The following is a 23,232-nucleotide window of genomic DNA, read 5'->3' as shown; positions in this document are numbered from 1 at the left end:
TTCAGGCTCCGGTGACGGTGCGGCACCAGATCTCCGCGCAGGTGGTCCCGGCGGCGTGCAGGTCCTGTTCGTCGCCGTTCTGCGACGCGAGGTAGAAGGCTCGTTCGGTCATCCAGCACAGTGTGTGCGCGAGTGCCGCCGCACCGGTCGGTCCTGGTCCGTCGGAAACTCCCGCACGGACAAGGACCTTGGTCATGGCGTCGATGTAGACCGCCACGGTGTCGTTCCACAGCCGCTCGATCTCCGGCACGCTCGGCGAGAAGTCCACGGCCGCGCGCATCACGCGGCCGTGCTCCCGCCACATCTTCTCCGTCAGGCGCACGGCGCCGCGCACGGTCTCCAACGGCGGTGAGTCGACGTCGTCCGAAGCGGCGCGTGCGTCCTCGACCAGCACGGCGACTGTTCGCGCGACCAGTGCGGTGAGGACTTCCTGCTTGGAGCCGAAGTAGAAGTAGAGCGAAGCGCGGGAGATCCCCGCCCCCTTCGCGATCGTCTCCACGGTCATCGGCTCGACGTGCTCGTGGTCCAACAGCGCCTCGGCGGTGTCGAGGATGGCTTGTTCGCGAAGGTCGCCTTTGCGCGGCGTGTCACGCCGTTTGCGCGTGGTGGCCATGTCGCGCCGTCACCTCCATGCTTCGCCGTGCCGGAACCAGCGGGCAGATCTTGTCACGAGAGCTGGTGGCCCTCGGGGAAGTCGGTCGAGCGGGACAGGTCCGCCCACTGCTGGATCTCCTCGTCGACCGCCGCACGGCCCGCGGTGACCAGTCGCAGCGCGTCGGAACCGAGCACCAGGTGCGTCGGCGGAGCAGGTGACTCCAGGACGGTCAGTACCGCCTCGGCCGCCTTCGCCGGATTGCCCAACTGGTTGCCGCTGGCCGCTTGGCGTGCCGCACGAATGGGCTCGAACAACGTGTCGTAGTCCGCGATCGAACGGTCCGAGCGGACCATGGACCGGCCTGCCCAGTCCGTCCGGAACGAGCCGGGTTCGATCAGCGTGACGTGCACGCCGAACCCGGCCACCTCCTTGCTGACGGCTTCGAGGATGCCCTCGACGGCGTACTTGCTGCCGCAGTAGTAGGCCAGCCCGGGCACGGTCATCAACCCGCCCATCGAGCTGACCGCGAAGATGTGCCCGGAACGGCGCTTCCGCATGGCGGGCAGGACGGCCTGCACGGTGGCGACCACGCCGAAGACGTTGGTGGCGAACTGGGCCCGCAGTTCGGCCATCGGCGACTCCTCGAACACGCCCTCGTGGCCGTAGCCGGCGTTGGCGATCAGCACGTCGATCGGCCCGATCTCGGCTTCCACCTCCTCGACGAGCGCGAAGACCGCGTCGTCCACGGTGACGTCCAGCAGCCGGGCGATCGCCCGCTCCGGCTGCAACGCCTCGAAGGCGGCCAGGTCGTCCGGCCGCCGGACGGTGCCGACGACGGTGTGCCCGGCCGCGAGCGCGCCCTGGGCGAACGCCCGGCCGAGGCCGCTGCTGACGCCGGTGATCAGAAAGGTCTTGGTCATGGTCACTCCGGTTTCGGGATGGTCCTCCCCGAAAAATCTACACCATGTCGACTTTAAACAACACGACGTCGAAAAACGCGGGCGGAGTGCGACCCCGAACGGGGGTCGGAGGGGTTCAGCGCAGGCCGGTGGGCAGCAGCTGGGCGAGACGGCGCACGGCTCGGTGCTGTAACGCCTTGATGGCGCCTTCGTTGCGGTGCATCAGCTCTGCCGTCTCCGCGACGGACAGGCCCTGTAAGAAGCGCAGGGCGATGCACTCGCGCTGGTCGTCGCCGAGTTGCTGGATGCACTTCAGCAACTCGGCGTTGGTGATCTTGGAGAGCACCTGCTGCTCGGGACCTGCCTGCACCGTCCGGCCGTCGTCCACCTCGGCCTTGGTCACCTCGAGCCGGTAGCGGCTGGACTTGACGTGGTCCAGGACGAGGTTGCGGGCGATGGTCACCAGCCAGGCGCCGACGTCACGGCCCTGGTAGCTGACCGACGTGATGCGTCGCAGGGCTCGCAGGAAGGTCTCGCTGGTGACGTCCTCGGCGAGTTCCTTGTCGCCCAGGCGGATCAGGACATACCGGTAGACAACGTCGACATAACGCCCATAGAGCTTGCCGAAAGCCGAGGTGTCGCCGCGCTGGGCACTGTGCACCAGGTCCCAGGCCTGGCGGTGCTCGGCGTCCGGCTCCTGTTCCGAGCCGGCATCCAGCCGTGTCTCGGCGCTGGAACGCGCCTGCCACGACGGTGAAGGCATCGGTACTCCCTCGTCGGTTCCCTGGGCGACCGCACCGCCGCACCAGAGCCGTAACGCAGCATACGTGTTGTTACTGCAAAGTAGGTAGCGGGTCGAAGTATGAGAATGAGACACGAGAAGAGCACCTGCATGACGCGAGTGGGGCATGCCACACTGCGTGTCGCGAGAAGGCCACGACAGAAGTGAGGTTCGCATGAGCGAGGCGCCGCGCAACGTGTCCGACCTGGTCGCCAACGCGGCCGAGCGGGTGCCGGACCGCCTCGCGTTCGCCGAAGCGGCCACCGACAACGCGGTGAGCTGGGCAAAGCTCGACAACGCGGTGAACGCCGAGGCCCGCCGCCTGCTCGACGCGGACGTACAACCGGGCGACCGGGTCGCCATCCAGCTGCCCACCGGCATCGGGTTTGTCATCGCCCTGTTCGGGGCGATTCGCGCCGGTGCGGTGGCCGTGCCGATGGCGGCCGACCTGCCCGGCCGCGAGCGCGAGCGAATCCTCGAAGACAGCAGGCCGAAGGTCGTCACCGACCAGGCGCCCGACCTGAACGCCTCCGCCGACCTGGTCCGGGGAGCGCCGGGCGGCGAGGACATCGCGCTGCTGTGCTACACGTCCGGCACGGCGGGCACGCCACGTGGTGTCATGTTGTCGCACCGGGCCCTGCTGGCGAACGTCGAACAGTGCGCCTCGCTCAAGCCCGCACCGGTGTCGTCGACTGACCGGGTCCTGCTGGCCGTGCCCCTCTTTCACGCGTACGGCCTCGGCCCGGGACTGTTCCAGGTCGCGTCGGCCGGGGCGAGCGGCGTGCTGATGGACCACTTCAGCGTCGAGCCCGCGCTGCGGGCGTGCGAGGACTTCCGGATCACCGTGATCGTCGGCGTCCCGCCCATGTACCAAGCGTTCGCGCAGGTGCCCGCCGAGCGGCTGGCCGGCGCTCTGTCCACGTTGCGCCTGCTCACCTCCGGTGCCGCGCCGCTCGAACCCAGCGTGCTCACGGCCATGAATCGCGCCACCGGTTTGAACGTGTACGAGGGCTACGGCCTCACCGAGACCGGTCCCGTGCTCACGTGGACCCTCGTGGGAGGCGTGGCCAAACCGGGTTCGGTGGGAAGGCCGCTGCCCGGCGTCGAGCTACGGCTCGTCGACAGCGACGGCACACCAGGCGGTGACGACGAGGACGAGGACGCGGGTGTCGTGTCCGTTCGCGGCCCCAACCTGTTCAGCGGGTACTGGCCGGACGGCGCGCACGGTCCCGACGCCGAAGGATGGTTCCGTACCGGCGATGTCGGCTACCTCGACAACGACGGTGACCTGCACCTGGTCGACCGCGCCAACGACCTGATCATCGTGAACGGCTTCAACGTGTACCCGCACGAGGTCGAGCAGGTCCTCGGCGAACTCACCGAGGTCGCCGAAGCCGCCGCGGTCGGCATCCCCGACGAGCGCAGCGGCGAGCGCGTCAAGGCCGTGCTCGTGCTGCGGGAAGGCGCCGAACTGACCGAGGACCAGGTCCGCGACCACTGCGCCGCGCGCCTGGCGAAGTTCAAGGTGCCGGGGCTCGTCGAGTTCGTCACCGCGCTGCCGCACTCCATCACCGGCAAGCTGCGGCGCGCGTCGCTGCGCAAGGCGGATAGCGTGTAACCGTGGCACATGTGACCGTGATGACCAGGCAGGGCTGTCACGCCTGCGAGGTCGCCGAAGCCGACATCGCTCGGATCTGCGGCGAGCTCGGCGTCCCCTGGTCCGCGGAGGACGTCGACAGCGACCCGGAACTGCGCGCGGAGTACGGCGACCGGGTCCCTGTCATCCTGATCGACGACAGGGAACACGGGTACTGGAAGGTCGAGGAGCCGCGGCTGCGCGCGGCCCTCGGCAGTCCGTGATCATGGCCTGGACGACCTCGGTGAACTTGGCCTCGGTGTAGGTCGGGGGAGGTCCTCCCTGATCGGAGAACACACGTTCGCGCGTGGTGTCGTTCAGGGGAGCGGGAACGTAACGGACTTCTTACCGATCGTCGTGCACGGGTGCGAGCCGAGTGGTTCGAGGCGTCGAATGGATGTCGTGGAGAACTCTGACAACAGGCTGTCGGCAGGCCGGGCGATCTGGGCGGCTGTCCTCGGCGTCGTTTCGGCGGTGGCGGCCGGGCACCTCGTCGCGGGACTGCTCGACGCCAACGCGTCGCCGTTCCTCGCGGTCGGCAACACCGCGATCGACATCACGCCCGCGCCGGTCAAGGACTGGGCCATCGCCACGTTCGGCACCGCCGACAAGGTCGTGCTGCTGACGGGCATGGCCGTGGTGTTGCTCGGGTTCGCCGCGCTCGCAGGCCTGCTGTCACGGCAGAGCCCTGCCCCGGGCACGGTCGTTGCCGTCGTGGTCGGCGCCCTCGGGCTGATCGCGGTGATGGTCCGGCCCGATCTGGGCCAGTTGGCGATCCTCGCGCCGCTCGCCAGCCTCTTCGCCGGAGTGGCCGTCTTCCGGTTGATGCACCGGCTGTCCCGGCCGCCGATCGAGTCGGCGGACCGCCGCAAGTTCCTGCAGACATCAGCAGGCGTCGTCGCCGGAGTCGGGCTCGCCGGGGTCGGTGGCCAGTTGCTGGGCAGCCGTACCGACGTCGAAGGCTCCCGTGCCGCGATCGGCCAGCTGACACCGGCCACACCCGCCGCGCCGGTCCCTGCCGGTGCGGACTTCGTGCCGCACACCGCGCGGTTCGTGACGTCGAACCGGGACTTCTACCGGATCGACACCGCCCTGAGCGTGCCGAAAGTCCGTGCCGAGGACTGGGTCCTGCGCATCCATGGCGCGGTCGACAACGAACTGACCCTGCGTTACGAGGACATCCGGCGCTTTCCGCTGGTCGAACGCACGGTGACGCTGGCGTGTGTGTCCAACGAGGTCGGCGGGGACCTGATCTCCACCTCGAACTTCATCGGCGTGCCGCTCAAGGACGTCCTCGCGGGCGCGGGCGTGAAACCCGGTGCCGACCAACTGTTCTCCACCAGTGCCGACGGCTGGACCTGCGGCACGCCCGTCGCCGACATCATGGAACGCGGCCTGCTCGCGATCGGCATGAACGGCGAGCCACTGCCCGTCGAGCACGGTTTCCCGGCCCGGATGGTGGTGCCTGGCCTCTACGGTTACGTCTCTGCGACGAAGTGGGTTGTAGACATGGAGTTCAACCGGTTCGCCGACAAGGAGGCGTACTGGCTGGAACGAGGCTGGGCGCAACGCGGCCCGATCAAGACCCAGTCCCGGATCGACACACCACGCGGGTCGGCCAAGGCGGGCAAGGTCACCGTCGCGGGCGTCGCGTGGGCACAGACCCGGGGCATCGCGAAAGTGGAGGTCCGTGCCGACGAGCAGGACTGGGTCCCGGCGAGCCTGGCGACGGAGGTGAACCCGGACACGTGGCGAATGTGGCAGACAGACCTGGAACTGGCCCCTGGCGAGCACACGATCCAGTGCCGGGCCACCGACCGCACCGGCTACACCCAGACGGACGCGCTCGCCGCCCCCGCCCCCGACGGCGCGACCGGCTGGCACACGGTGAGCATCAGCGTGAGCTAGCCGTTTCGTGTGCGGGCTACGTCGGTCTTCGGGAGGCAGCGGAGGCGTGGCGCGGCTGGTTGGCTCTTCGTGATCGGCGGCGTGAGCTGGCTTCAGCGTCGTGGCTGTTCCGGTGTGAGCCGGTGGAAGTGCGGCGCCATCGGTTGGCACACGGCGACCAGCACCAGTCAGCCTCAGCGCCGCGTGATTGGTTGGCAGGCGGCCTTCCCTGTGGGTTGCGGCTGGCGCCGGGCGATCGGTCGGCAGGCGGTCAACCTTGCGGATTGAGGTTCGCCTTGGCACCCCGCGAATGGTCGGCAGGCGGCCTTCCCTGTGGGGTGTGGGTGGCTTCGGGGCCGCGCGATTGGTTGACGGGCGGCCATCTTTGCGGATCGCGGCTCGCCTCAGCGCCACGCGACCGGGGCACGCGTGGCGTCCTTCACTGTGAGCAACCCCGCACCTCAAGCGGAGGACTGGCCGAAGCGCACCCCAGCCGCCGAAGAACCCCAGTGCGGCCGGAACGCGATGACCAGCGCGTACAAGATCCTCAGCGTGAGTTTGCCAACACCCACCCGAGTGAATCTCGTGCGAACGGACCGTTCACACCGTCCTCACACTTGCGAACCCCCTGCTCAGCCCGCACCGCCGGTAGACTGGAGCGGGGCTGCCCCCCGGGAGTGGTGGGGGGTGCGCTGGGGGAGTTTGATCACGGAAAAAGGTGTCTTGAGCTGCGGATTCGTCCGGTTGAGGCGGCTCGGGGGGAGTTGGCGGATGTGGACGAGGCCTGTCATGCCGGTCGCGCCCTGACGGCGCGTGCCGGGGTGGTTTTCCGCGGTAGTCCGTCAAGTCACGTTCCGCGCCGCGCCAGGGCCGGGGATGCTGACCGAATGGGGTCGTCGGACCAGGCCGTTGTGAACCGCGTCAAGCCCAGTTCCAGCCACTTTGTGCATTCGTTCACAAGTGGCTACCGTAAGCACATCACCCCGGACGCCTTCCAGTCTCCGGTGGTTGTGCGAACAGTCCGGGTTTCGGTGAGGAGTAGCAGCGTGGCGGCAGCGCGTGGGCAGCGTGGCGGTGACCGGGATGTTCCTGCCGCACCCAACGCAGCCGAAGTCACCATGCCGATCCCGCCTGTCTCCGACACGCCCATGCAGCGCGCGCGGGCGATCCCCGAGGCCGCCGTGGCCAGGCTCGCGGTCTACCTCCGCGTCCTGTCCGGGATGGCCGAGCAGGGCATCGTCACCCTTTCCTCCGAGGAACTCGCCGCCGCCGCCGGTGTGAACTCCGCCAAGCTGCGCAAGGACCTCTCCTACATCGGTTCCTACGGCACGCGGGGCGTCGGTTACGAGGTCAGCGTGCTCGTCGACCAGATCGAGCGCATCCTCGGTCTCACCCGCAGCCACAGCGTCGCCGTGGTCGGAATCGGTAACCTCGGGCACGCTCTCGCCAACTACGGCGGGTTCCCGAGCAGGGGGTTCCCCGTGGCCGCGCTCTTCGACGTCGACCCCGATCTGGTCGGGGTGCCCGTCGGCGGCCTCCCGGTGAGCCACATCGACGACATCCCCAAGGTCTGTGCCGAGCGCGAGATCTCCATCGGCGTGATCGCCACGCCGCCCGCCGCCGCGCAGGCCGTGTGCGACCGGCTGGTCGCGGGCGGCGTCGCCAGCATCGTGAACTTCGCGCCGGTGGTGCTGCAGGTTCCGGACCACGTCGAGGTCCGCAAGGTCGACCTCGCCGTCGAACTGCAGATCCTCTCGTTCCACGTCGCGCGCAGGGCGGACAGCATGAACGTCAACGGGTCGGCGTTGGGCAATGTCGACGGGGTGGTGATTGGCCGATGAGTGTCCTCGCGGTTGGGCTCTCCCATCGCACCGCGGACGTGGACCTGCTCGAGCGGGTCGCGGTCCCGGCCGACCGGACCGAGAAGGTCCTCGCCGACCTGCTGCAGTGCGCCAACGTCGCCGAGGCCGTCCTGGTCTCGACCTGCAACCGGGTCGAGGTCTACGCGGTCGTCGACGCGTTCCACGGCGGCCTGTCGGACGTGGTGGACGTGCTGTCCCGGCACTCCGGCGAACCGGCTGCCACGCTCTACCGCCACCTTTACGTGCACTACGCGGGCGCCGCGGTCGAGCACCTCTTCACTGTCGCCGCCGGGCTCGACTCGATGGTCGTCGGCGAGGCGCAGATCCTCGGCCAGGTGCGCAACGCGTACAACGTGGCTCGTGCACAGGGCACGGTCGGCCGTGTCCTGCATGAGTTGACGCAGAAGGCTTTGCGGGTGGGCAAGCGTGCCCACTCGGAGACCGATCTCGACCAGGCCGGTGGCTCGGTCGTCTCGGAAGCGTTGTCGGACGCGGAAAGCGTGCTGAACGGTCTGGCCGGGCGCAAGGCGCTCGTGGTCGGCGCCGGTTCGATGGGCGGCCTCGCGGTCGCCGCGTTGCGCCGTGCGGAGATCGGTTCGGTCGTGATCGCGAACCGCTCGCGTGCCAACGGTTCCCGGCTCGCCGACACCCTCGCCGAGGACGGCATCGCCGCCAGCGCCGTGGGTCTCGAGGACATCGAGAAGCACATCGCGGTCGCGGACGTGGTCGTGTCGTGCACCGGCGCGGTGACCGCGGTCATCCGTCAGACGCACATCCTCAAGCGCGACAAGCCTTTGGTCATCTGCGACCTCGGCCTGCCGCGGGACGTCGAACACGGCGTCGGTGACATCGACAACGTCACCGTCGTCGACCTGGAAAGCCTGCAACGGCGTCTCGCCGACGCGCCGAGCGGCCAGGGTGCCGTCCGGGCCGCGCGGATCGTGGCCGAGGAAGTCCAGGCGTACCTCGCCGCGCAGCGCTCCGCGGAGGTCACCCCGACCGTCACCGCGTTGCGCCGTCGGGCCGCCGAGGTCGTCGACGCCGAGCTGCTCAGGCTCGACTCCAAACTGCCCGAATTGGACGGTGCCGTGCGCGCGGAACTCGCGCGGACCGTCCGTCGCGTCGTCGACAAGTTGCTGCACACCCCGACTGTGCGGGTCAAGCAGCTCGCCGCGAACCCCGCCGGCGCCGGCTATGCCGACGCGCTGCGCGAGTTGTTCGCACTCGACCCGGCGAAGCCGGACGCGATCACGAAGTCCCGTGTGGACGGTGAACACTGACATGAAGCGGACCATCAGGATCGGGACCCGCGGCAGCGCACTGGCGCTGACGCAGACCCGGACAGTCGCCGACGCGCTGGAGCGCGAGGGCGACGTGAACGTCGAGATCGTCGCCATCTCCACTCCCGGTGACCGGTCGGACAAGCCGATCGCCGAGATCGGTGTCGGCGTGTTCACGTCAGCCCTTCGCGACGCGCTCGCCGACGACGAAGTGGACGTGGCCGTCCACTCGTACAAGGACTTGCCCACCGCGCCGGATCCTCGGCTCGCGCTCGCGGCTGTGCCGCAGCGCGAGGATCCGCGGGACGCGTTGGTGGCGCGGGACGGGTTGACGCTCGGTGAGCTGCCTCCCGGATCAACCGTGGGCACGGGTTCCCCGCGCCGGGCCGCCCAGCTGGAAGCGCTGGGCCTCGGGCTGCGGATCGTCGGCCTGCGGGGCAATGTGGACACTCGGGTGCGCAAGGTCACCGACGGCGAGCTGGATGCCGTCGTCCTTGCCAAGGCCGGTCTGAGCAGGCTCGGCCGCCTCGACGTGATCACCGAAGTGCTCGAACCGATCCAGATGCTGCCCGCGCCCGCGCAGGGCGCCCTCGCGGTCGAGTGCCGTGTCGACGACGTCGACGTCGAACACCTTCTTCGCTCCATTGTGGACGATCAAGCCACCAGGGCTGCTGTAGCCGCTGAGCGGGCCATGCTGGCCAAGCTCGAAGCCGGCTGCAACGCGCCCGTTGGCGCACTGGCCGATGTCGTGGAGGACCTCGACGACGACGGGCGCGTGGTGATGCGCCTGTCGTTGCGTGGTGTCGCCGCGGTTTACGCGAAGAACGAGGCAGGCGACCCGGTGGTCGCCGATCTCCTTCGCGCTTCGGCCACTGGTGACCTGACCGCTGCCGAGCAGCTCGGCCGTGACCTGGCCGCGGAACTGCTCGACCTCGGCGCCGGTGTGCTGTCCGGCCCCGAGAGCCGTAGTTGATGGGAAGTGCCCTGAAATGACGACCAATGCACGTAAGGCCCCTGGCCGCGTCGCATTCGTGGGCTCCGGCCCCGGAGATGCCGGGCTGCTGACGGTTCGCGCACGCGAGCTGATCGAGCGGGCCGAGCTCGTGGTGACCGACCCGGACGTACCGGCGGGCGTACTCGCGTACGCCAAGGCCGACGCGGAGGTCCGGCCTGCCGTCGGCCAGCCCGCCGACGTCGCCAAGGACCTCGCCACCGAGGCCAAGGCGGGCCGTTCGGTGGTCCGGCTGGTCGCCGGTGACCCGTTGACGCAGACCGCGGTGGTCGCCGAGACCCAGGCGGTCGCGAAGAACACCGTCGCGTTCGACGTGGTCCCCGGTGTCCCCGCGGGCACGGCGGTCCCGGCGTACGCGGGTGTCGCGCTCGGCTCGCAACACACCGAAGTGGACGTTCGCGGCACGGTCGACTGGGCCGGGCTGGCCGGTGTGCGGGGCCCGCTCGTGTTGCACGCCAGCGCAAGCCACCTCGCCGAGGCCGCGTCCTCGTTGGTGGAACACGGTCTCGCGCCGCAGACTCCGGTCGCCGTCACCTCCGACGGCACCGGATCGTCGCAGCGCACGATCGACACCACGCTCGCTTCCCTTGCCGCGGACGCGGGTGAGCTCGTCGGGCACCTCGTTGTCACTGTGGGACAAGAGGTCGCCGGTCGGTCCAAGCTGTCGTGGTGGGAGTCCCGCGCGCTCTACGGCTGGAAGGTCCTGGTGCCGCGCACCAAGGACCAGGCCCAGGAGATGAGCGAGCGGCTGCGTATCCACGGCGCGATTCCGTCCGAGGTGCCGACCATCTCGGTCGAGCCGCCGAGGAGCCCGGCGCAGATGGAGCGTTCGGTCAAGGGGCTGGTGGACGGCCGTTACCAGTGGGTCGTGTTCACGTCGACCAACGCCGTCCGTGCGGTGTGGGAGAAGTTCGCCGAGTTCGGTTTGGACGCTCGTGCGTTCTCCGGCGTGAAGATCGCTTGTGTCGGTGAGTCCACGGCGGCCCGCGTTCGGTCGTTCGGCATCATTCCCGAGCTGATCCCGTCGGGTGAGCAGTCCAGCGAGGGCTTGCTCGCGGACTTCCCGCCGTACGACGACATCCTCGACCCGGTCGACCGGGTTCTGTTGCCACGGGCCGACATCGCCACCGAGACGCTGGCGGCCGGCCTGCGCGACCGCGGCTGGGAGATCGACGACGTGACCGCGTACCGGACGGTGCGCGCCGCGCCGCCGCCCGCCGAGACCCGCGAGATGATCAAGACCGGCGGCTTCGACGCGGTGTGCTTCACCTCGTCCTCCACGGTCCGCAACCTCGTGGGTATCGCGGGAAAGCCGCACGCTCGCACGCTGGTCGCCTGCATCGGTCCGAAGACCGCGGAGACCGCGCGTGAGTTCGGTCTGCGCGTGGACGTCCAGCCCGAGGTGCCGCAGATCCCGGCGCTGGTGGACGCCCTGGCCGAGCACGCGGCCCGGCTGCGCGCCGAAGGCGCCCTGCCCCCACCCCGCAAGACCAAGCGCGCCCGCAGGTAACCCCTCGTGAGTGTTTATCCGTGTTCTAACACCGATAAACACTCACGAGTCTCTAGCAGCGGAGATGCTGATGTTTCCGAGTCATCGGCCCCGTCGGTTGCGCCGTACCGCGGCGCTCCGGCGGCTGGTCAGCGAGACGGCGATCCGGCCGGAGCAGTTGATCCTGCCGATGTTCGTCAAGGAGGGCCTGACCGAACCGGTCGCCCTCACGTCGATGCCCGGCGTGCTGCAGCACAGCCGTGACTCGCTGCGCAAGGCCGCTGTCGAGGCGGTGCAGGCCGGTGTCGGCGGGCTGATGCTGTTCGGCGTCCCGGAGAACCACGACGCGGTCGGCTCCGGTGCGACGGACCCGGACGGCATCCTGAACGTCGCACTGCGGGACGTGAAGTCTGAAGTCGGCGACAGCACGGTGATCATGTCCGACCTGTGCCTCGACGAGTTCACCGACCACGGCCACTGCGGCGTGCTCGACGCGCACGGCAACGTGGACAACGACGCGACCCTCGAGGTCTACGCCGAGATGGCGGTCGCGCAGGCCCGTGCCGGAGCGCACGTGCTTGGCCCGAGCGGGATGATGGACGGCCAGGTCGGCGTGATCCGTGGCGCACTTGACGACGCGGGGTTCCAGGACATCGGAATCCTCGCGTACTCGGCGAAGTACGCCTCGGCGTTCTTCGGCCCGTTCCGTGACGCGGTCGACTCGCAGCTGACCGGGGACCGCAAGGCCTACCAGCAGGACCCCGCCAACGTCCGCGAGTCGTTGCGCGAGGTCCAGCTCGACCTGGCCGAGGGCGCGGACATGGTGATGGTCAAGCCCGCGTTGGCCTACCTGGACGTGATCAGGGCGACGGCGGAGATCTCGGACGTCCCGGTGGCCGCGTACCAGGTCTCCGGCGAGTACGCGATGATCGAGGCGGCGGCCGCGAACGGCTGGCTGGACCGGCGGCGCACGATCATGGAGGCGCTCATGTCGATCCGCCGGGCCGGTGCCGACATCGTGCTCACTTACTGGGCAGTCGAGGTCGCGGGCTGGCTACGCGAGGCCTGAGGGTAGCGTGCGCACTGTGAAGATGCGCATTTCGGGCGGTGACACAGACGCGCCTTCGGTGATCCGCGTGTCGTTCTGGTCGTGGATCGCGGCCGCCGTGGTCGGGCTGATCGACGCCGTGCTGTTCTTCTACTTCAAGAACCAGTTGATCGACAGCACGATGCGGGCCAATCCGAGCCTGAACATCGACCAGGTCCGGTCGGGGGCGAACTCGTTCGTCTGGCTCACGCTGATCCTGGCGGTCCTGTTCGGCTCGTTGTACGTGTACTTCGCGTACCGGATGCGAGCGGGCGAACGCAAGGCGCGCACCAGGCTGCTCATCGCCGGTGTGGTGCACCTGGTGGTCAGCATCCTGTTCCCGGTGAGCCTGGTCGTGCTGATCGGCGTGGTGCTGTCCCTGGTGGGAGCCTTGGCGATGTACCTGCCGGCCACCGCGAAGACCTACTTCACGAACGAGGTCTAGGAGTTCTCTCCCGTGTCCGATCCGCTTTTCCCCGCTCCGCCATCGTCGACGGCACCCGAGAAGAAGCCGGAACGCCCGCCGGTGCCGAAGGAAGTGAACATCGCGTTCGCGGTCTGGGTGCTCAGCGCGATCGTGATGTCGGTGATCCAGCTGCTCGACCTGAACGCCACGGTCGAGCAGTATCTGAAGCTGACCGCCGACCAGCCGGAGATGCAGGCGCCGCCTGGCACGATCAAGCTGATGCTGATCTTCACGCAGATCGTGCTGACCCTGGTGGTGATCGCGTTCGCGTGGGCGATGCGCTCGGGGAAGAACTGGGCGCGGGCGCTGCTCACCGCGTGGGCGGTGTTCAGCCTGGTGACGCAGGCGTCCGCGGTCGGCACGACGTCGGTGATCGGCATGGTCGCGGTGGTGATCCTCGCGGCCGGGCTGGTGTACATGTACATGCCGCCGTCGAACGCGTACTTCCGCAGCTTCCGCAAGGTGCCGCCGCGGGCATGAGCGAGCTTGCGAGCGAATCGTCAACACAGGGCCCGCTCATGCGACGCGAGTGACCAACAGCGAGGAGAAGGCATGAGCGAGCTTGCGAGCGAATCATCAACACAGGGCCCGCTCATGCGACGCGAGTGACCAACAGCGAGGAGAAGGCATGAGCGCACCGGTCCTCTACTCCGAACCCGGTTCCACGTGGTGGCCGGTGCTGTGGGGACCGATCTTCGCGGTCGTCGGCGCGCTCGTCGAGTGGATGACCGGACCGGTGCACACCGCGGCGTGGGTGATCGTCGCGTTCCTGTTCGCCGGTGCCTCAGCGGTGTGGGTGCAGGCCAGGCGCAAGATCTGCTCGGTCGAGCTGACGCATCTCACGCTGCGGCAGGGCCGGGAGGTGATCCCGCTGGAGCAGATCGTCGCGGCCGACGAGGAAGTCGGTACGCCAATGGCGGCCCGGGTCCTCGGTGGTGGCCTGGCCGTGCCGCGGAAGTTCGACTCCGTCCCGGTGAAGCTGTACGACGGCACGACTGTGCTCGCGTGGGCCAAGGACGGTGAGGCGCTGCGGGCTGCCCTACGCGAGCGGATCGACTCGTGAGAAGCTGCAAGACGTGACTGCCCAGCCGAAGGCCGCCCCGGAGCAGGAGCCTGAGCTGCCTGATCTGCCGCCGGTGCGTGCGAAGCTGAACCAGCCGAAGCGCGCGCTCGTCGCGGCGGCGGAGGTGCTTGTCGCCGCGGGGCTGATCTGGCTGGCGTTCTGGCTGTGGCCGAAGGCCATCACGACCATCACCACGACGTTCGACGACGGCCGCCCAGCGCTGGTCTCGCACCGGTACTACGGCAGCTGGATGTCGTTGGCGATCCTCTCCGGCACGGTCGCCGGAGTCCTGCTGGTCGACGCGATCCGCCAGCTGATGCTGGCCGCACGGTCCCGGCCCAAGCACCGGGCCTGAGGGCTCCCAGTCAACTCCCAGGCCGCTCCCAGCTGACTGGGAACTGCCGCGTCGAGCATTGCCGCCATGAGACGCGGACGCCGTGCGTGGTTGATCAATGGTGTGCTCGTGGTGGCGTTGGTGGCCGCGGGCTGGGGTGCGTACACCTTCCTGTGGCCCAGTTCGAACGCTGCCACGCCGACCGGTGCCCGGACCGTCGCGGCCACCACGGCCGATGTCGTGGAGACGGTGTCGGCGGCGGGATCGGTGGCCAGCAGTTACGTCGGGACCGCGGATTTCGCCACGAGCGGCACGATCACGCAGATCAACGTCAAAATCGGTGACACCGTCACCAAAGGCCAGCAGCTGGCCAAACTGGACGACTCGCAGGCCCGCCTCCAGCTCGCCGCGGCCAAGTCGAGTCTGAGTGCCGCCAAGGAAAACCTGGCCAACGCCTCGACGACGACCGCGACCCAGACTGGGCAGTCGTCTCAGCAACAGAGCACGAAGTCGTTGCAGGCGCAGGTGGATCAGGCCGAGGTCAACGTGGAACAGGCCCAGGAAGCCTTGAACGCGACCACGTTGACCGCGCCGGGCGACGGCACGGTGACCGCGGTGAACGGGACCGTCGGCCAGAAGACCGGATCTTCGTCGGCCGGTGGCTCGACCAGTTCGTCCTCAGCGGCCGGTTCGTCCGCCGCCACGGGCGGTTCGTCCGGGTTCATCACCATCACCAACCTGGCGAGCCTGCAGGTCAAGGCGAATCTCGCGGAGATCGACGTGGCCAAGGTGAAAGCGGGCCAGGACGCGACCGTGACGCTCAACGCGATGCCGGACAGCCCGCAGGCGGCCAAGGTGTCGGCGGTCGATCTCACCGCGACCACGGGCACCAACAACGTCGTGACCTACGGCGTGACCCTGACGTTGAACCAGCCTCCGGCGTCGCTGAAGCCCGGTCAGTCCGCGAGCGTGGCGATCACCGTGGCACGGGCCGACGGCGCGGTCGCGATCCCGTCGGCCGCGATGCGCACCGTCGGCGACGCGCACACGGTGACCTTGATGGTGAACGGCCAGCAGAGCAGCCGCGCGATCGAGATCGGCGTGCGCAGCGAGTCGCTGGTCCAGGTGACCTCTGGGCTGACCGTGGGCGACCAGGTCGTCCTCCCGACGGCCACGCCCGCCACCGGTGGCCAGCAGCAACGCGGCGGTGACGCGCCGTTCGGCGGGGGCGGCGGCCTCGGCGGAGCCGGTGGCGGCGGAGTGCGGATTCAGCAGGGCGGCGGGAACGGGCGATGAACCCGGTCATCGAAGTCACCGCGTTGCACAAGACGTACGGCACCGGCGAAACCGAGGTGCACGCGTTGCGCGGAGTGGATCTCACGGTGTGGTCCGGCGAGTACCTGGCGATCATGGGGGCGTCCGGCTCCGGCAAGTCGACCCTGCTGAACGTGCTCGGGTGTCTCGACGTGCCGACCCGGGGAACGTACAAACTGGACGGAATCGACGTCGGCGACCTGAACGAGCGTCAGCTCTCGTTGGTGCGCAACCGGAAGATCGGCTTCGTCTTCCAGTCGTACAACCTGGTGCCGCGCACGTCCGCCTTGTCCAATGTGGAGCTTCCGCTGATCTACGCGGGCGTCGGCCGCAGGGAACGGCGCAAGCGCGCGGTGGCCGCGTTGGAGATGGTCGGCCTCGCGGATCGCTCAGGGCACAAGCCCAACCAGCTGTCCGGAGGACAGCAGCAACGCGTCGCGTTGGCCCGTGCGCTGGTCACCGGGCCCGCGATGGTGCTCGCCGACGAACCGACCGGAAACCTCGACAGCGAGAGCACGGACGAGGTGCTGGCCGTGTTCGACCGGCTCAACCGGATCGGCCGGACGATCGTGATGATCACGCACGAGGACCACGTCGCCGGGCGCGCCGCCCGGACGGTCCGCGTCTCGGACGGGCAGATCGTCGAGGACACCTCGCGGTGGCACAGGACGGGAGCCCTGACGTGAAAACCGGTGAGGTGCTGCGGTTCGCGTTGCGCGGGCTCGCGGCGAACAAACTGCGTTCCGGCCTGACGACGCTGGGCATCATGATCGGCGTCGCGGCCGTGATCCTGCTCGTCGCCGTGGGCAGTGGTGCGTCGGCGTCGATCGAACAGAGCATTGCCGGACTCGGCACCAACGTGCTGACGGTTTCGCGTGCGGGCGGACAAGGCTCGACCGCGCGGCCGTTGACCGTCGAGGACGCCAAGGCCTTGGTCGATCCACTGGGCGCGCCGGACGTGAAGGCCAGTTCGCCCGTCGTGTCCACTCCGGTCACCGCTGTGTCCGGCGGCACCAGTTACGACGTGCCGCAGTTGATCGGCACGAACCCGGAGTACTTCTCGACGTCCAACAGCGCGGTGGCGTCCGGCTCGCTGTTCACGGCGGACGACGTGTCCTTCGGGCGCAAGGTGCTGGTTCTCGGTCCGACGACGGCTCAGGAGTTGTTCGCGGGCGCCGATCCGGTCGGCGAACAGGTGCTGCTGGACAACATCCAGTTCACCGTGATCGGGGTGTTGCAGTCGAAGGGCTCCTCCGGCCTGGCGAACGCGGACGACACCGCGATCGCCCCGTTGACCGCCGTGCAGAACTCGCTGACCGGCTACGGCCAGGTCAACCAGATCCTCGTGCAGTCGACGAGCGCGGACTCGATGTCGGCCGCGCAGGCGGAGATCACGGCGATTCTGTCCGCACGGCACCGGATCGCGGCGAACCAGACACCGGATTTCCGTGTGCTGAGCCAGGAACAGTTGCTGGCGACGCGCACGACCGCGACCGAGACGTTCACCGTGTTGCTCGCTTCGGTGGCCGCGATCTCGTTGCTGGTGGGTGGAATCGGCGTCACGAACATCATGCTGGTGACGGTGACCGAGCGAATCCGCGAGATCGGCATCCGCAAGGCGATCGGCGCGACCCGTGGCGTGATCCTCGGCCAGTTCCTCACCGAGGCGACCCTGCTGAGCCTGTTCGGCGGCGCGCTGGGTGTCGCGGCGGGCGTGGTCGGCAGCCAGTTCACCATCGCGGGCATCACGCCCGTGGTCGTGCCCGGCTCGATCTTCCTGGCGTTCGGCGTGTCCGCGCTGATCGGCCTGTTCTTCGGCAGCTACCCGGCGGGCAGGGCCGCCTCGCTGCGCCCGATCGAAGCCCTGCGCCACGATTAGGAGAGAGTTGATGACCGAACAACGGCAGAACCCGGAGCACGTGGTCGCCACACCGGTGGCCGGAAGCGATCTGGACAAGGAGTTGACCCAGGCGAAACGCGGGCTGTCCAAGGTCACCGTCGGCCTCGGTGTCCTGGTCCTGGCATTGGCCGCGTTCTTCGGTGGCGTCTGGACGCACTCGGCGATCGCCGGCTCCACCACACCGGCGGCCCAGCAACCGCAACGGCCCGGCGGCGGGCAAGGCGGCATCCGCATCGGTCCCGGCGGTCAAGGTGGCCAGGGCGGTCAGGGCGGCGGCCTGCGCAGCGGCACGATGGGAACGGTCGACCGGATCGAAGGCGACACGATCTACCTGAAGATGCCCGACGGCTCCGAGGTGAAGGTGACCACTTCGGATGCCACGAAGGTGGAGAAGACCGTCGAGGGCGAGATGTCCGACATCACTCCCGGCTCGTCCGTGGTGGTCCAGGGCCCGCGGGGCGAGGACGGCTCGGTCAGCGCGAACTCCATCACCCAACGCCCGGCCTCGTAGGCCGGTCCCGGGCGGGCCGGGTCGCCGCCGGGCACGGCCGGTGACCCGGCCACGGACGGGTGGCAGGGTGCGGCAAACCGCTCGCCGGTGTCGGTGGGCATGCGTAAACTCGTGGCATATATCAAAAGTGATCGCGAGGAGGTGTCGGTGACGGCCGACAGCTCGATCGATGAAGAGCCCGCCCTCACCATTCCCCGTCCACCTCGATTCTGGGCCTCGCCGTTCGGATGGTCGTTCGCCGCGGCCGCCGGAGTGGCACTCGCCTGTTCCATCCTGCTGCTGTCCACCGCCGTTCAGCCGCCGGCCCAGCCGGTCGTGCTCACGCTGAAGGGCGTGATGGCGTCGAAGGCCGACTTCTTCGACGACAAGGAGGTGCAACGGCTCCTGCGCGGTCACAACATCCAGGTGGAAGTCACCAGGCGGGGCTCGCGGGAAGTGGCGTTGGAGGTCACCGGCCAGCAGTCCGAGCAGTACGACTTCGCGTTCCCGTCCGGTCAGCCCGCGGCCGACCTGATCAAGAACGACCGGCAGGCCAAAGGCAAGTACAACCGGACGACGAGGCTGTTCACCAGCCCGATCGTGCTCGCCAGCTATCGCGAGTACGCTGAAACGCTGTCCAGGAACGGCGCCGTCACCACACACCACCGGCCACCGGAGACGTCCCTTTACTACACGCTGCACACCGGGAAGTTCATCGAACTCGGCGAGAACGGCAGCACCTGGAACAGCATCGGAATCCAGGAACAGCGCGACGTGAACGACCGGGTGATCGCGAACGGCAACCGGGTGCTCGCGCACAGCTCGGGCGTGTGCCGCTCGAACTCCGCGGCGACCTATCTCAGCTTGCTGGCCTTCGTCCGCAACGGCACGCGGCCGCCGAAGGACGACGCCGAGGTCAGCAACGTGGCCCAGCAGATCCAGCCGCTCATCACCGCGGCGGGCATGCCGGAGTCGGACCTGTTCAAGTCGTACGTCACGCCGGAGGGCAAAAGCCAGGGACCGATCGTCGTGGTGTACGAGCACCAGTACTTCGCGTACCAGATCGAACACGTGCGCCGGCATGAACGGGTGGACGACACCCGGGTGCTGCTCTACCCCGAGCAGGAGTTCCAAAGCGATCCCGAGTTCGTCGCGCTGACCCCGAACGGTCACAGGCTCGCCGAGGTGCTCGCCACCGACACGGCCCTCCAGGAGCGGATGAAGGAACTGGGCTATCGCGTCACGGAGGGCGCCGATGTCCGTGGCACGCGCCAGTTGTTCGACTATCTCCGCGTGAACGGGATCATCCCCCCGGCCGACCGCACCGATCTCACCAGCGCGGACTTTCCCGAACTGGGCCTGCTGGAGAACCTCATCCGCACGGTGGGCCGGTGCCAGCAATGACAAAACCGCCGTCCGTCCGGGTCTTGTTGGTGCTCTGCGTGGTTCTGGCCGTCGGTGCGTGCACCGCGCCCGCGCCGACGACGCCGCCGGCCACCACCCTGCGGGTGCTGGCGAGTTCGGAACTCGCCGACATGCAACCGCTGCTCGACGACCTGCGGCGGGACACCGGCATCGAACTCGTCCTCGACTACCAGGGCAGTGTGGCCGCCGCCGACTCGCTGGCGGCGGGTGATCACCGCCATGACCTCGCGTGGCTGTCCTCGGAGCGCTATTTCCACCTCAAACTCCAGGCGACGCGCAACACCAGGCCCCGGCCGCTGTCCACGAAGATCATGAGTTCTCCCGTGGTCATCGGCGTCCGCCCGAAGACGGCCGAACTCCTGCGCCGGGAGGCACCGGATCCGCGGTTGTCCTGGGCCGACATCGCCGACGCCGCCGCCGTCGGGCGGGTCCGGTTCGGCATGGCGGACCCGAGTCGCACGAACAGCGGTCTCTCCGCGTTGATCGGTGTGGCCACCGCGGCCGCGGGCACGGGCAGCGCACTGCGCCCGCAGGACGTCACGTGTGATCGGCTGCGGGGTTTCCTCACCGGCCGGACGATGACCGCGGAGACCTCGAACCTGCTGGTCGACCAGTTCGTCGCGCGGCAGGCCGACACCGACGCGCTGATCACCTACGAGTCGGTGCTGTTGTCGCTCAACGCCAGCGGGCGGCTGACCGAACCGCTGGAGATCATCTATCCGGAGGACGGCATCGTGCTGTCCGACTACCCGCTGTTGCTCCTCGATCCCGCGCACCGCGCGAGTTACGACACGGTCGTCACCTGGCTGAAGAGCGAAACCGGCCAGCGCAGGATCATGGAGCGCACCCTGCGGCGTCCGGTCGACCCGAACATCCCGCGCGATCCACGCCTGGCGGCCACGATCGGCAACGCGCTGTTCTTCCCCGACCAGCCGGAGGTCGTGGACAAGCTGCTCGCGAACTACGACCCACGGTCGGCCGTACACGGTCAGGTGATCTTCCTGCTGGACTTCTCCGGGTCGATGAAAGGCGACCGGATCGCCGCGCTGCGGTCCACGTTCGACGGTCTGAGCGGCGCGGACAGCTCGTCGACCGGCCGGTTTCTCCGGTTCTACCAAGGGGAGAAGTTCGTGCTCACCCGGTTCGGCGGGCAGGTGCTCGCCGAGCGGAGTTTCACCATCGGCGGCCAGGCGGACATCGACGCCATCCGGGCGTTCCTGGCGACCGACCAGTTCGACGGGCGGACCGCGGTCTGGTCCGCGCTCGACCACGCGTACCAGACGGCTTCCCGGCTGGTCCGGGACAATCCCGGGCAACCGGTCACGATCGTGCTGATGACCGACGGCGAGAGCAACGCCGGTATCGATTTCGAGGAGTTCCTGCGGCGCCACGGCTCACTCCCGCCGGAAGCCCGCGCGGTGCACACGTACACGATCCGGTACGGGGACGCGGATCCGGCCGCGCTGGATCGCGCCGCCCGCGCGACCGGCGGGCAGATGGTCGACGCCTCGGCGACATCGCTGCACGAAGCGTTCAAGAAAACCCGCGGCTGCCGATAACGCTTGGAGACGGACATGATCCTGTGGCTGGTCCTCGGCGGCTCAGTGCTGGCCGCCGCGGCGATCGTGCGCGCGTACTGGCTCGCCGTGCACCGGTACCGGCGGATGACGGCCCCTTCGCACGACGATCCGGGTATCTGCTTCTACCTGCATGACGAGACAGTCGTGAACCTGCAGGGCGAATACAAAGCCCTGCAACAAGAAGTCGAGGAAAGGTGGCGGAGCAGCACGGAAGGCAGGGTCAGCGCGGAGGTGCACGGCGTCGGCGCGCACGGAGCACGGGAGGCCGAGAAGGAGAAGACCATCCGGTACATCGCCGACGAAGGCCCGGTCACCGTCATCCGCCGGATCATCGCCGAGCTGGAGCGCGCCAACAAGATCGTGCACGTCGACCTGTTCACCGAGTCGTTCGAACCGACCAACGGGCTGGACCACGCGTTCCGGCCCGTTCCGGGAAAGAACCCGGCATGGCGGCGCTCCGCCCGCCTGCGCGATCTCAAGCCGCTCATCTTCGTGTCGGTCATGGGCCGGTTCCGGGTGACCGACAAGACCGACAAGACGACCACGTTCTCCGCGCCGTACGGTGACCCCGCCGATCCCACCAGCGAACCCCGTCAGGTGAGCGTGACGTGCGTGACCGCGCAGTTGCGCCGCGAGGACGTTCCCACCGGTCCGTTCCCGGCGCGCTGCCTCGGCCGGATCCAGAAGTGGGATCCCGACACGAAGCGGCTCGTGATCGACCCGGTCCTGGCCATCTTCCAGTGACGACCAGGCCGGGGCGCACACCTGCCCGTGCGTCAGGCCACATCCGGTGACCTGTAAGACTGAAGGTCGTGAGCACAGGTGTTGAGCAGGTCAAGACCTCGGCCCAGTTGTTCGAGCGGGCCAGTGCCCTGATTCCGGGCGGGGTGAACTCGCCGGTCCGGGCGTTCCACTCGGTGGGCGGCACGCCGAGGTTCATGGTCAAGGGCGAAGGCACGTACCTCTGGGACGCGGACGGCAACCGCTATGTCGACCTGGTCAGCTCGTGGGGCCCGATGATCCTGGGGCACGCGCATCCGAAGGTCGTCGAAGCGGTCCGGGAGGCGGCCTTGAACGGTCTGTCGTTCGGCACGCCGACGACGGGTGAGATCGAGCTCGCCGAGGAGATCATCACCCGGGTCGAGCCGGTCGAGCAGGTGCGGCTGGTCAACTCGGGTACCGAGGCGACGATGAGCGCGATCCGGCTGGCCCGCGGGTTCACCGGGCGCACGAAGATCATCAAGTTCGCCGGGTGCTATCACGGACATGTCGACGCGCTGCTCGCCGAGGCCGGTTCGGGCGTGGCGACGCTCGGCCTGCCCACCACGCCGGGGGTCACGGGCGCGCAGGCGGGCGACACGATTGTCCTCCCGTACAACGACATCGACGCTGTGCGTGCGGCGTTCGAGACGCACGGCGAGACGATCGCGGCTGTGATCACCGAGGCCGCGGCGGGCAACATGGGCGCCGTCGCGCCGATCAACGGCTTCAACGAGGGCCTGCGCTCGCTCACAAAGCAGTACGGTGCCCTGCTGATCATCGACGAGGTGATGACCGGCTTCCGGGTGTCGAGCGCCGGCTGGTTCGGGCTTGAGGGCGTCGCGGGCGACCTGTACACGTTCGGCAAGGTCATGTCCGGTGGGCTGCCCGCCGCCGCGTTCGGCGGCAGCCAGGAGATCATGGCCAGGCTGGCCCCGCAGGGCCCGGTCTACCAGGCCGGGACGCTCTCCGGGAACCCCGTCGCGGTCGCCGCCGGGCTCACCACACTGCAGAACGCGGACGCCACCGTCTACGAGAAGCTCGACGCCAACGCCCATCGCCTCGGCGCCCTGTTCACCGACGCCCTCACCGAGAAGAGCGTGCCGCATCGGGTGCAGTACGCGGGCAACCTGGTCAGCGTGTTCTTCACCGAGGACCTGGTCACCGACTACGAGGCCGCCAAGAAGGCCGACACCTGGCGCTTCCCGGCCTTCTTCCACGCGCTGCTCGAACACGGCGTCTACGCACCGCCGAGTGCGTTCGAAGCGTGGTTCGTCAACGCCGCGCTCGATGACGAGGCGTTCACCGTCATCGCCGACGCCCTGCCCCACGCGGCGGCCGCGGCTGCGGGGGCCGTCAAGTGACCCGCACGA

Annotated in this window: 23 protein-coding genes; 20 read left to right on the top strand and 3 right to left on the bottom strand. The window is 68.7% G+C overall.

The window, feature by feature from the left end; genetic code table 11:
• Window position 1: 1 nt before the first annotated feature.
• The 3 genes from GC106_RS30870 to GC106_RS30860 form a co-directional block, all read right to left on the bottom strand.
• Window positions 2-613 (bottom strand): TetR/AcrR family transcriptional regulator, encoded by a 612-nt coding sequence (locus GC106_RS30870; RefSeq protein WP_173137932.1) that lies wholly within the window; start codon window positions 611-613, stop codon window positions 2-4.
• A 53-nt stretch (window positions 614-666) separates the two neighbouring features.
• Complete coding sequence (locus tag GC106_RS30865; RefSeq protein ID WP_173137930.1) at window positions 667-1,515, bottom strand: oxidoreductase; 849 nt, start codon at window positions 1,513-1,515, stop codon at window positions 667-669.
• A gap of 115 nt (window positions 1,516-1,630) precedes the next feature.
• A complete protein-coding gene (locus tag GC106_RS30860; RefSeq protein WP_173137928.1) occupies window positions 1,631-2,257 on the bottom strand; it encodes a sigma-70 family RNA polymerase sigma factor in 627 nt (208 codons plus the stop codon).
• A gap of 193 nt (window positions 2,258-2,450) precedes the next feature.
• Between GC106_RS30860 and GC106_RS30855 the strand changes: the two genes are divergently transcribed.
• The 20 genes from GC106_RS30855 (at window position 2,451) to hemL (ending at window position 23,223) form a co-directional block, all read left to right on the top strand.
• Window positions 2,451-3,893 carry an AMP-binding protein gene (locus GC106_RS30855; protein ID WP_173137926.1) on the top strand — a complete coding sequence of 481 codons (1,443 nt, stop codon included), beginning with the start codon at window positions 2,451-2,453 and terminating at the stop codon, window positions 3,891-3,893.
• Between the two features lie 2 nt (window positions 3,894-3,895).
• The gene (locus tag GC106_RS30850) at window positions 3,896-4,135 is read left to right on the top strand and encodes a glutaredoxin family protein (RefSeq protein WP_173137924.1); all 240 of its coding nucleotides are present in this window, start codon (window positions 3,896-3,898) and stop codon (window positions 4,133-4,135) included.
• 169 nt (window positions 4,136-4,304) lie between these two features.
• On the top strand, window positions 4,305-5,819 hold the full coding sequence (locus GC106_RS30845; protein WP_173137922.1) for a molybdopterin-dependent oxidoreductase: 1,515 nt from the start codon (window positions 4,305-4,307) through the stop codon (window positions 5,817-5,819).
• A gap of 1,025 nt (window positions 5,820-6,844) precedes the next feature.
• Window positions 6,845-7,639, top strand: coding sequence for a redox-sensing transcriptional repressor Rex (locus tag GC106_RS30840; protein ID WP_312872999.1), 795 nt, complete (start codon window positions 6,845-6,847; stop codon window positions 7,637-7,639).
• Window positions 7,636-8,940, top strand: a complete 1,305-nt coding sequence (locus GC106_RS30835; RefSeq protein WP_173137920.1) for a glutamyl-tRNA reductase — start codon at window positions 7,636-7,638, stop codon at window positions 8,938-8,940. The genes GC106_RS30840 and GC106_RS30835 overlap by 4 nt, the downstream gene beginning before the upstream one ends.
• Window position 8,941: 1 nt before the next feature.
• Entirely contained in the window at window positions 8,942-9,913 is a 972-nt protein-coding gene (hemC, locus tag GC106_RS30830) for a hydroxymethylbilane synthase (RefSeq protein ID WP_173137918.1), read from the top strand.
• Window positions 9,914-9,929: 16 nt separating this feature from the next.
• On the top strand, window positions 9,930-11,462 hold the full coding sequence (locus GC106_RS30825; RefSeq protein ID WP_173137916.1) for a bifunctional uroporphyrinogen-III C-methyltransferase/uroporphyrinogen-III synthase: 1,533 nt from the start codon (window positions 9,930-9,932) through the stop codon (window positions 11,460-11,462).
• 70 nt (window positions 11,463-11,532) lie between these two features.
• On the top strand, window positions 11,533-12,510 hold the full coding sequence (hemB, locus tag GC106_RS30820; RefSeq protein WP_173137914.1) for a porphobilinogen synthase: 978 nt from the start codon (window positions 11,533-11,535) through the stop codon (window positions 12,508-12,510).
• Window positions 12,511-12,526: 16 nt separating this feature from the next.
• Window positions 12,527-12,973 carry a hypothetical protein gene (locus tag GC106_RS30815; protein ID WP_173137912.1) on the top strand — a complete coding sequence of 149 codons (447 nt, stop codon included), beginning with the start codon at window positions 12,527-12,529 and terminating at the stop codon, window positions 12,971-12,973.
• Window positions 12,974-12,985: 12 nt separating this feature from the next.
• Window positions 12,986-13,474 (top strand): hypothetical protein, encoded by a 489-nt coding sequence (locus GC106_RS30810; RefSeq protein WP_173137911.1) that lies wholly within the window; start codon window positions 12,986-12,988, stop codon window positions 13,472-13,474.
• Between the two features lie 148 nt (window positions 13,475-13,622).
• On the top strand, window positions 13,623-14,057 hold the full coding sequence (gene mce1N / locus GC106_RS30805; protein ID WP_173137910.1) for a transport-regulating membrane protein Mce1N: 435 nt from the start codon (window positions 13,623-13,625) through the stop codon (window positions 14,055-14,057).
• A gap of 13 nt (window positions 14,058-14,070) precedes the next feature.
• Complete coding sequence (locus GC106_RS30800; protein ID WP_173137908.1) at window positions 14,071-14,412, top strand: hypothetical protein; 342 nt, start codon at window positions 14,071-14,073, stop codon at window positions 14,410-14,412.
• Between the two features lie 66 nt (window positions 14,413-14,478).
• The gene (locus GC106_RS30795) at window positions 14,479-15,687 is read left to right on the top strand and encodes an efflux RND transporter periplasmic adaptor subunit (protein WP_173137906.1); all 1,209 of its coding nucleotides are present in this window, start codon (window positions 14,479-14,481) and stop codon (window positions 15,685-15,687) included.
• A complete protein-coding gene (locus tag GC106_RS30790) occupies window positions 15,684-16,391 on the top strand; it encodes an ABC transporter ATP-binding protein (protein WP_173137904.1) in 708 nt (235 codons plus the stop codon). Before GC106_RS30795 ends, GC106_RS30790 begins: the two co-directional genes overlap by 4 nt.
• A complete protein-coding gene (locus tag GC106_RS30785) occupies window positions 16,388-17,584 on the top strand; it encodes an ABC transporter permease (protein WP_173137902.1) in 1,197 nt (398 codons plus the stop codon). Before GC106_RS30790 ends, GC106_RS30785 begins: the two co-directional genes overlap by 4 nt.
• 10 nt (window positions 17,585-17,594) lie before the next feature.
• Window positions 17,595-18,116, top strand: a complete 522-nt coding sequence (locus GC106_RS30780; RefSeq protein ID WP_173137900.1) for a DUF5666 domain-containing protein — start codon at window positions 17,595-17,597, stop codon at window positions 18,114-18,116.
• A gap of 147 nt (window positions 18,117-18,263) precedes the next feature.
• Window positions 18,264-19,499 (top strand): hypothetical protein, encoded by a 1,236-nt coding sequence (locus tag GC106_RS30775; RefSeq protein ID WP_173137898.1) that lies wholly within the window; start codon window positions 18,264-18,266, stop codon window positions 19,497-19,499.
• On the top strand, window positions 19,496-21,079 hold the full coding sequence (locus tag GC106_RS30770) for a substrate-binding and vWA domain-containing protein (protein ID WP_173137896.1): 1,584 nt from the start codon (window positions 19,496-19,498) through the stop codon (window positions 21,077-21,079). Before GC106_RS30775 ends, GC106_RS30770 begins: the two co-directional genes overlap by 4 nt.
• A gap of 15 nt (window positions 21,080-21,094) precedes the next feature.
• The gene (locus GC106_RS30765) at window positions 21,095-21,844 is read left to right on the top strand and encodes a hypothetical protein (RefSeq protein WP_173137894.1); all 750 of its coding nucleotides are present in this window, start codon (window positions 21,095-21,097) and stop codon (window positions 21,842-21,844) included.
• Window positions 21,845-21,912: 68 nt separating this feature from the next.
• Window positions 21,913-23,223, top strand: a complete 1,311-nt coding sequence (gene hemL / locus GC106_RS30760) for a glutamate-1-semialdehyde 2,1-aminomutase (protein WP_173137892.1) — start codon at window positions 21,913-21,915, stop codon at window positions 23,221-23,223.
• The last annotated feature ends 9 nt before the right edge of the window (window positions 23,224-23,232 follow it).

Source organism: Kibdelosporangium persicum (genome assembly GCF_013280595.1).
Classification (GTDB): domain Bacteria; phylum Actinomycetota; class Actinomycetes; order Mycobacteriales; family Pseudonocardiaceae; genus Kibdelosporangium; species Kibdelosporangium persicum.
This window is presented reverse-complemented; position numbering and strand designations above follow the sequence as displayed.

What these genes read in the sequence shown, in the direction of transcription:
- GC106_RS30855 (WP_173137926.1), top strand. Translation starts at nt 2,451, where the DNA reads ATGAGCGAGGCGCCGCGCAACGTGTCCGACCTGGTCGCCAACGCGGCC.
- hemB (WP_173137914.1), top strand. Translation starts at nt 11,533, where the DNA reads ATGTTTCCGAGTCATCGGCCCCGTCGGTTGCGCCGTACCGCGGCGCTC.
- GC106_RS30795 (WP_173137906.1), top strand. Translation starts at nt 14,479, where the DNA reads ATGAGACGCGGACGCCGTGCGTGGTTGATCAATGGTGTGCTCGTGGTG.
- mce1N (WP_173137910.1), top strand. Translation starts at nt 13,623, where the DNA reads ATGAGCGCACCGGTCCTCTACTCCGAACCCGGTTCCACGTGGTGGCCG.
- GC106_RS30765 (WP_173137894.1), top strand. Translation starts at nt 21,095, where the DNA reads ATGATCCTGTGGCTGGTCCTCGGCGGCTCAGTGCTGGCCGCCGCGGCG.
- hemC (WP_173137918.1), top strand. Translation starts at nt 8,942, where the DNA reads ATGAAGCGGACCATCAGGATCGGGACCCGCGGCAGCGCACTGGCGCTG.
- GC106_RS30845 (WP_173137922.1), top strand. Translation starts at nt 4,305, where the DNA reads ATGGATGTCGTGGAGAACTCTGACAACAGGCTGTCGGCAGGCCGGGCG.
- GC106_RS30770 (WP_173137896.1), top strand. Translation starts at nt 19,496, where the DNA reads ATGACAAAACCGCCGTCCGTCCGGGTCTTGTTGGTGCTCTGCGTGGTT.
- GC106_RS30870 (WP_173137932.1), bottom strand. Translation starts at nt 613, where the DNA reads ATGGCCACCACGCGCAAACGGCGTGACACGCCGCGCAAAGGCGACCTT.
- GC106_RS30860 (WP_173137928.1), bottom strand. Translation starts at nt 2,257, where the DNA reads ATGCCTTCACCGTCGTGGCAGGCGCGTTCCAGCGCCGAGACACGGCTG.
- GC106_RS30790 (WP_173137904.1), top strand. Translation starts at nt 15,684, where the DNA reads ATGAACCCGGTCATCGAAGTCACCGCGTTGCACAAGACGTACGGCACC.
- GC106_RS30865 (WP_173137930.1), bottom strand. Translation starts at nt 1,515, where the DNA reads ATGACCAAGACCTTTCTGATCACCGGCGTCAGCAGCGGCCTCGGCCGG.
- GC106_RS30835 (WP_173137920.1), top strand. Translation starts at nt 7,636, where the DNA reads ATGAGTGTCCTCGCGGTTGGGCTCTCCCATCGCACCGCGGACGTGGAC.
- GC106_RS30780 (WP_173137900.1), top strand. Translation starts at nt 17,595, where the DNA reads ATGACCGAACAACGGCAGAACCCGGAGCACGTGGTCGCCACACCGGTG.
- GC106_RS30825 (WP_173137916.1), top strand. Translation starts at nt 9,930, where the DNA reads ATGACGACCAATGCACGTAAGGCCCCTGGCCGCGTCGCATTCGTGGGC.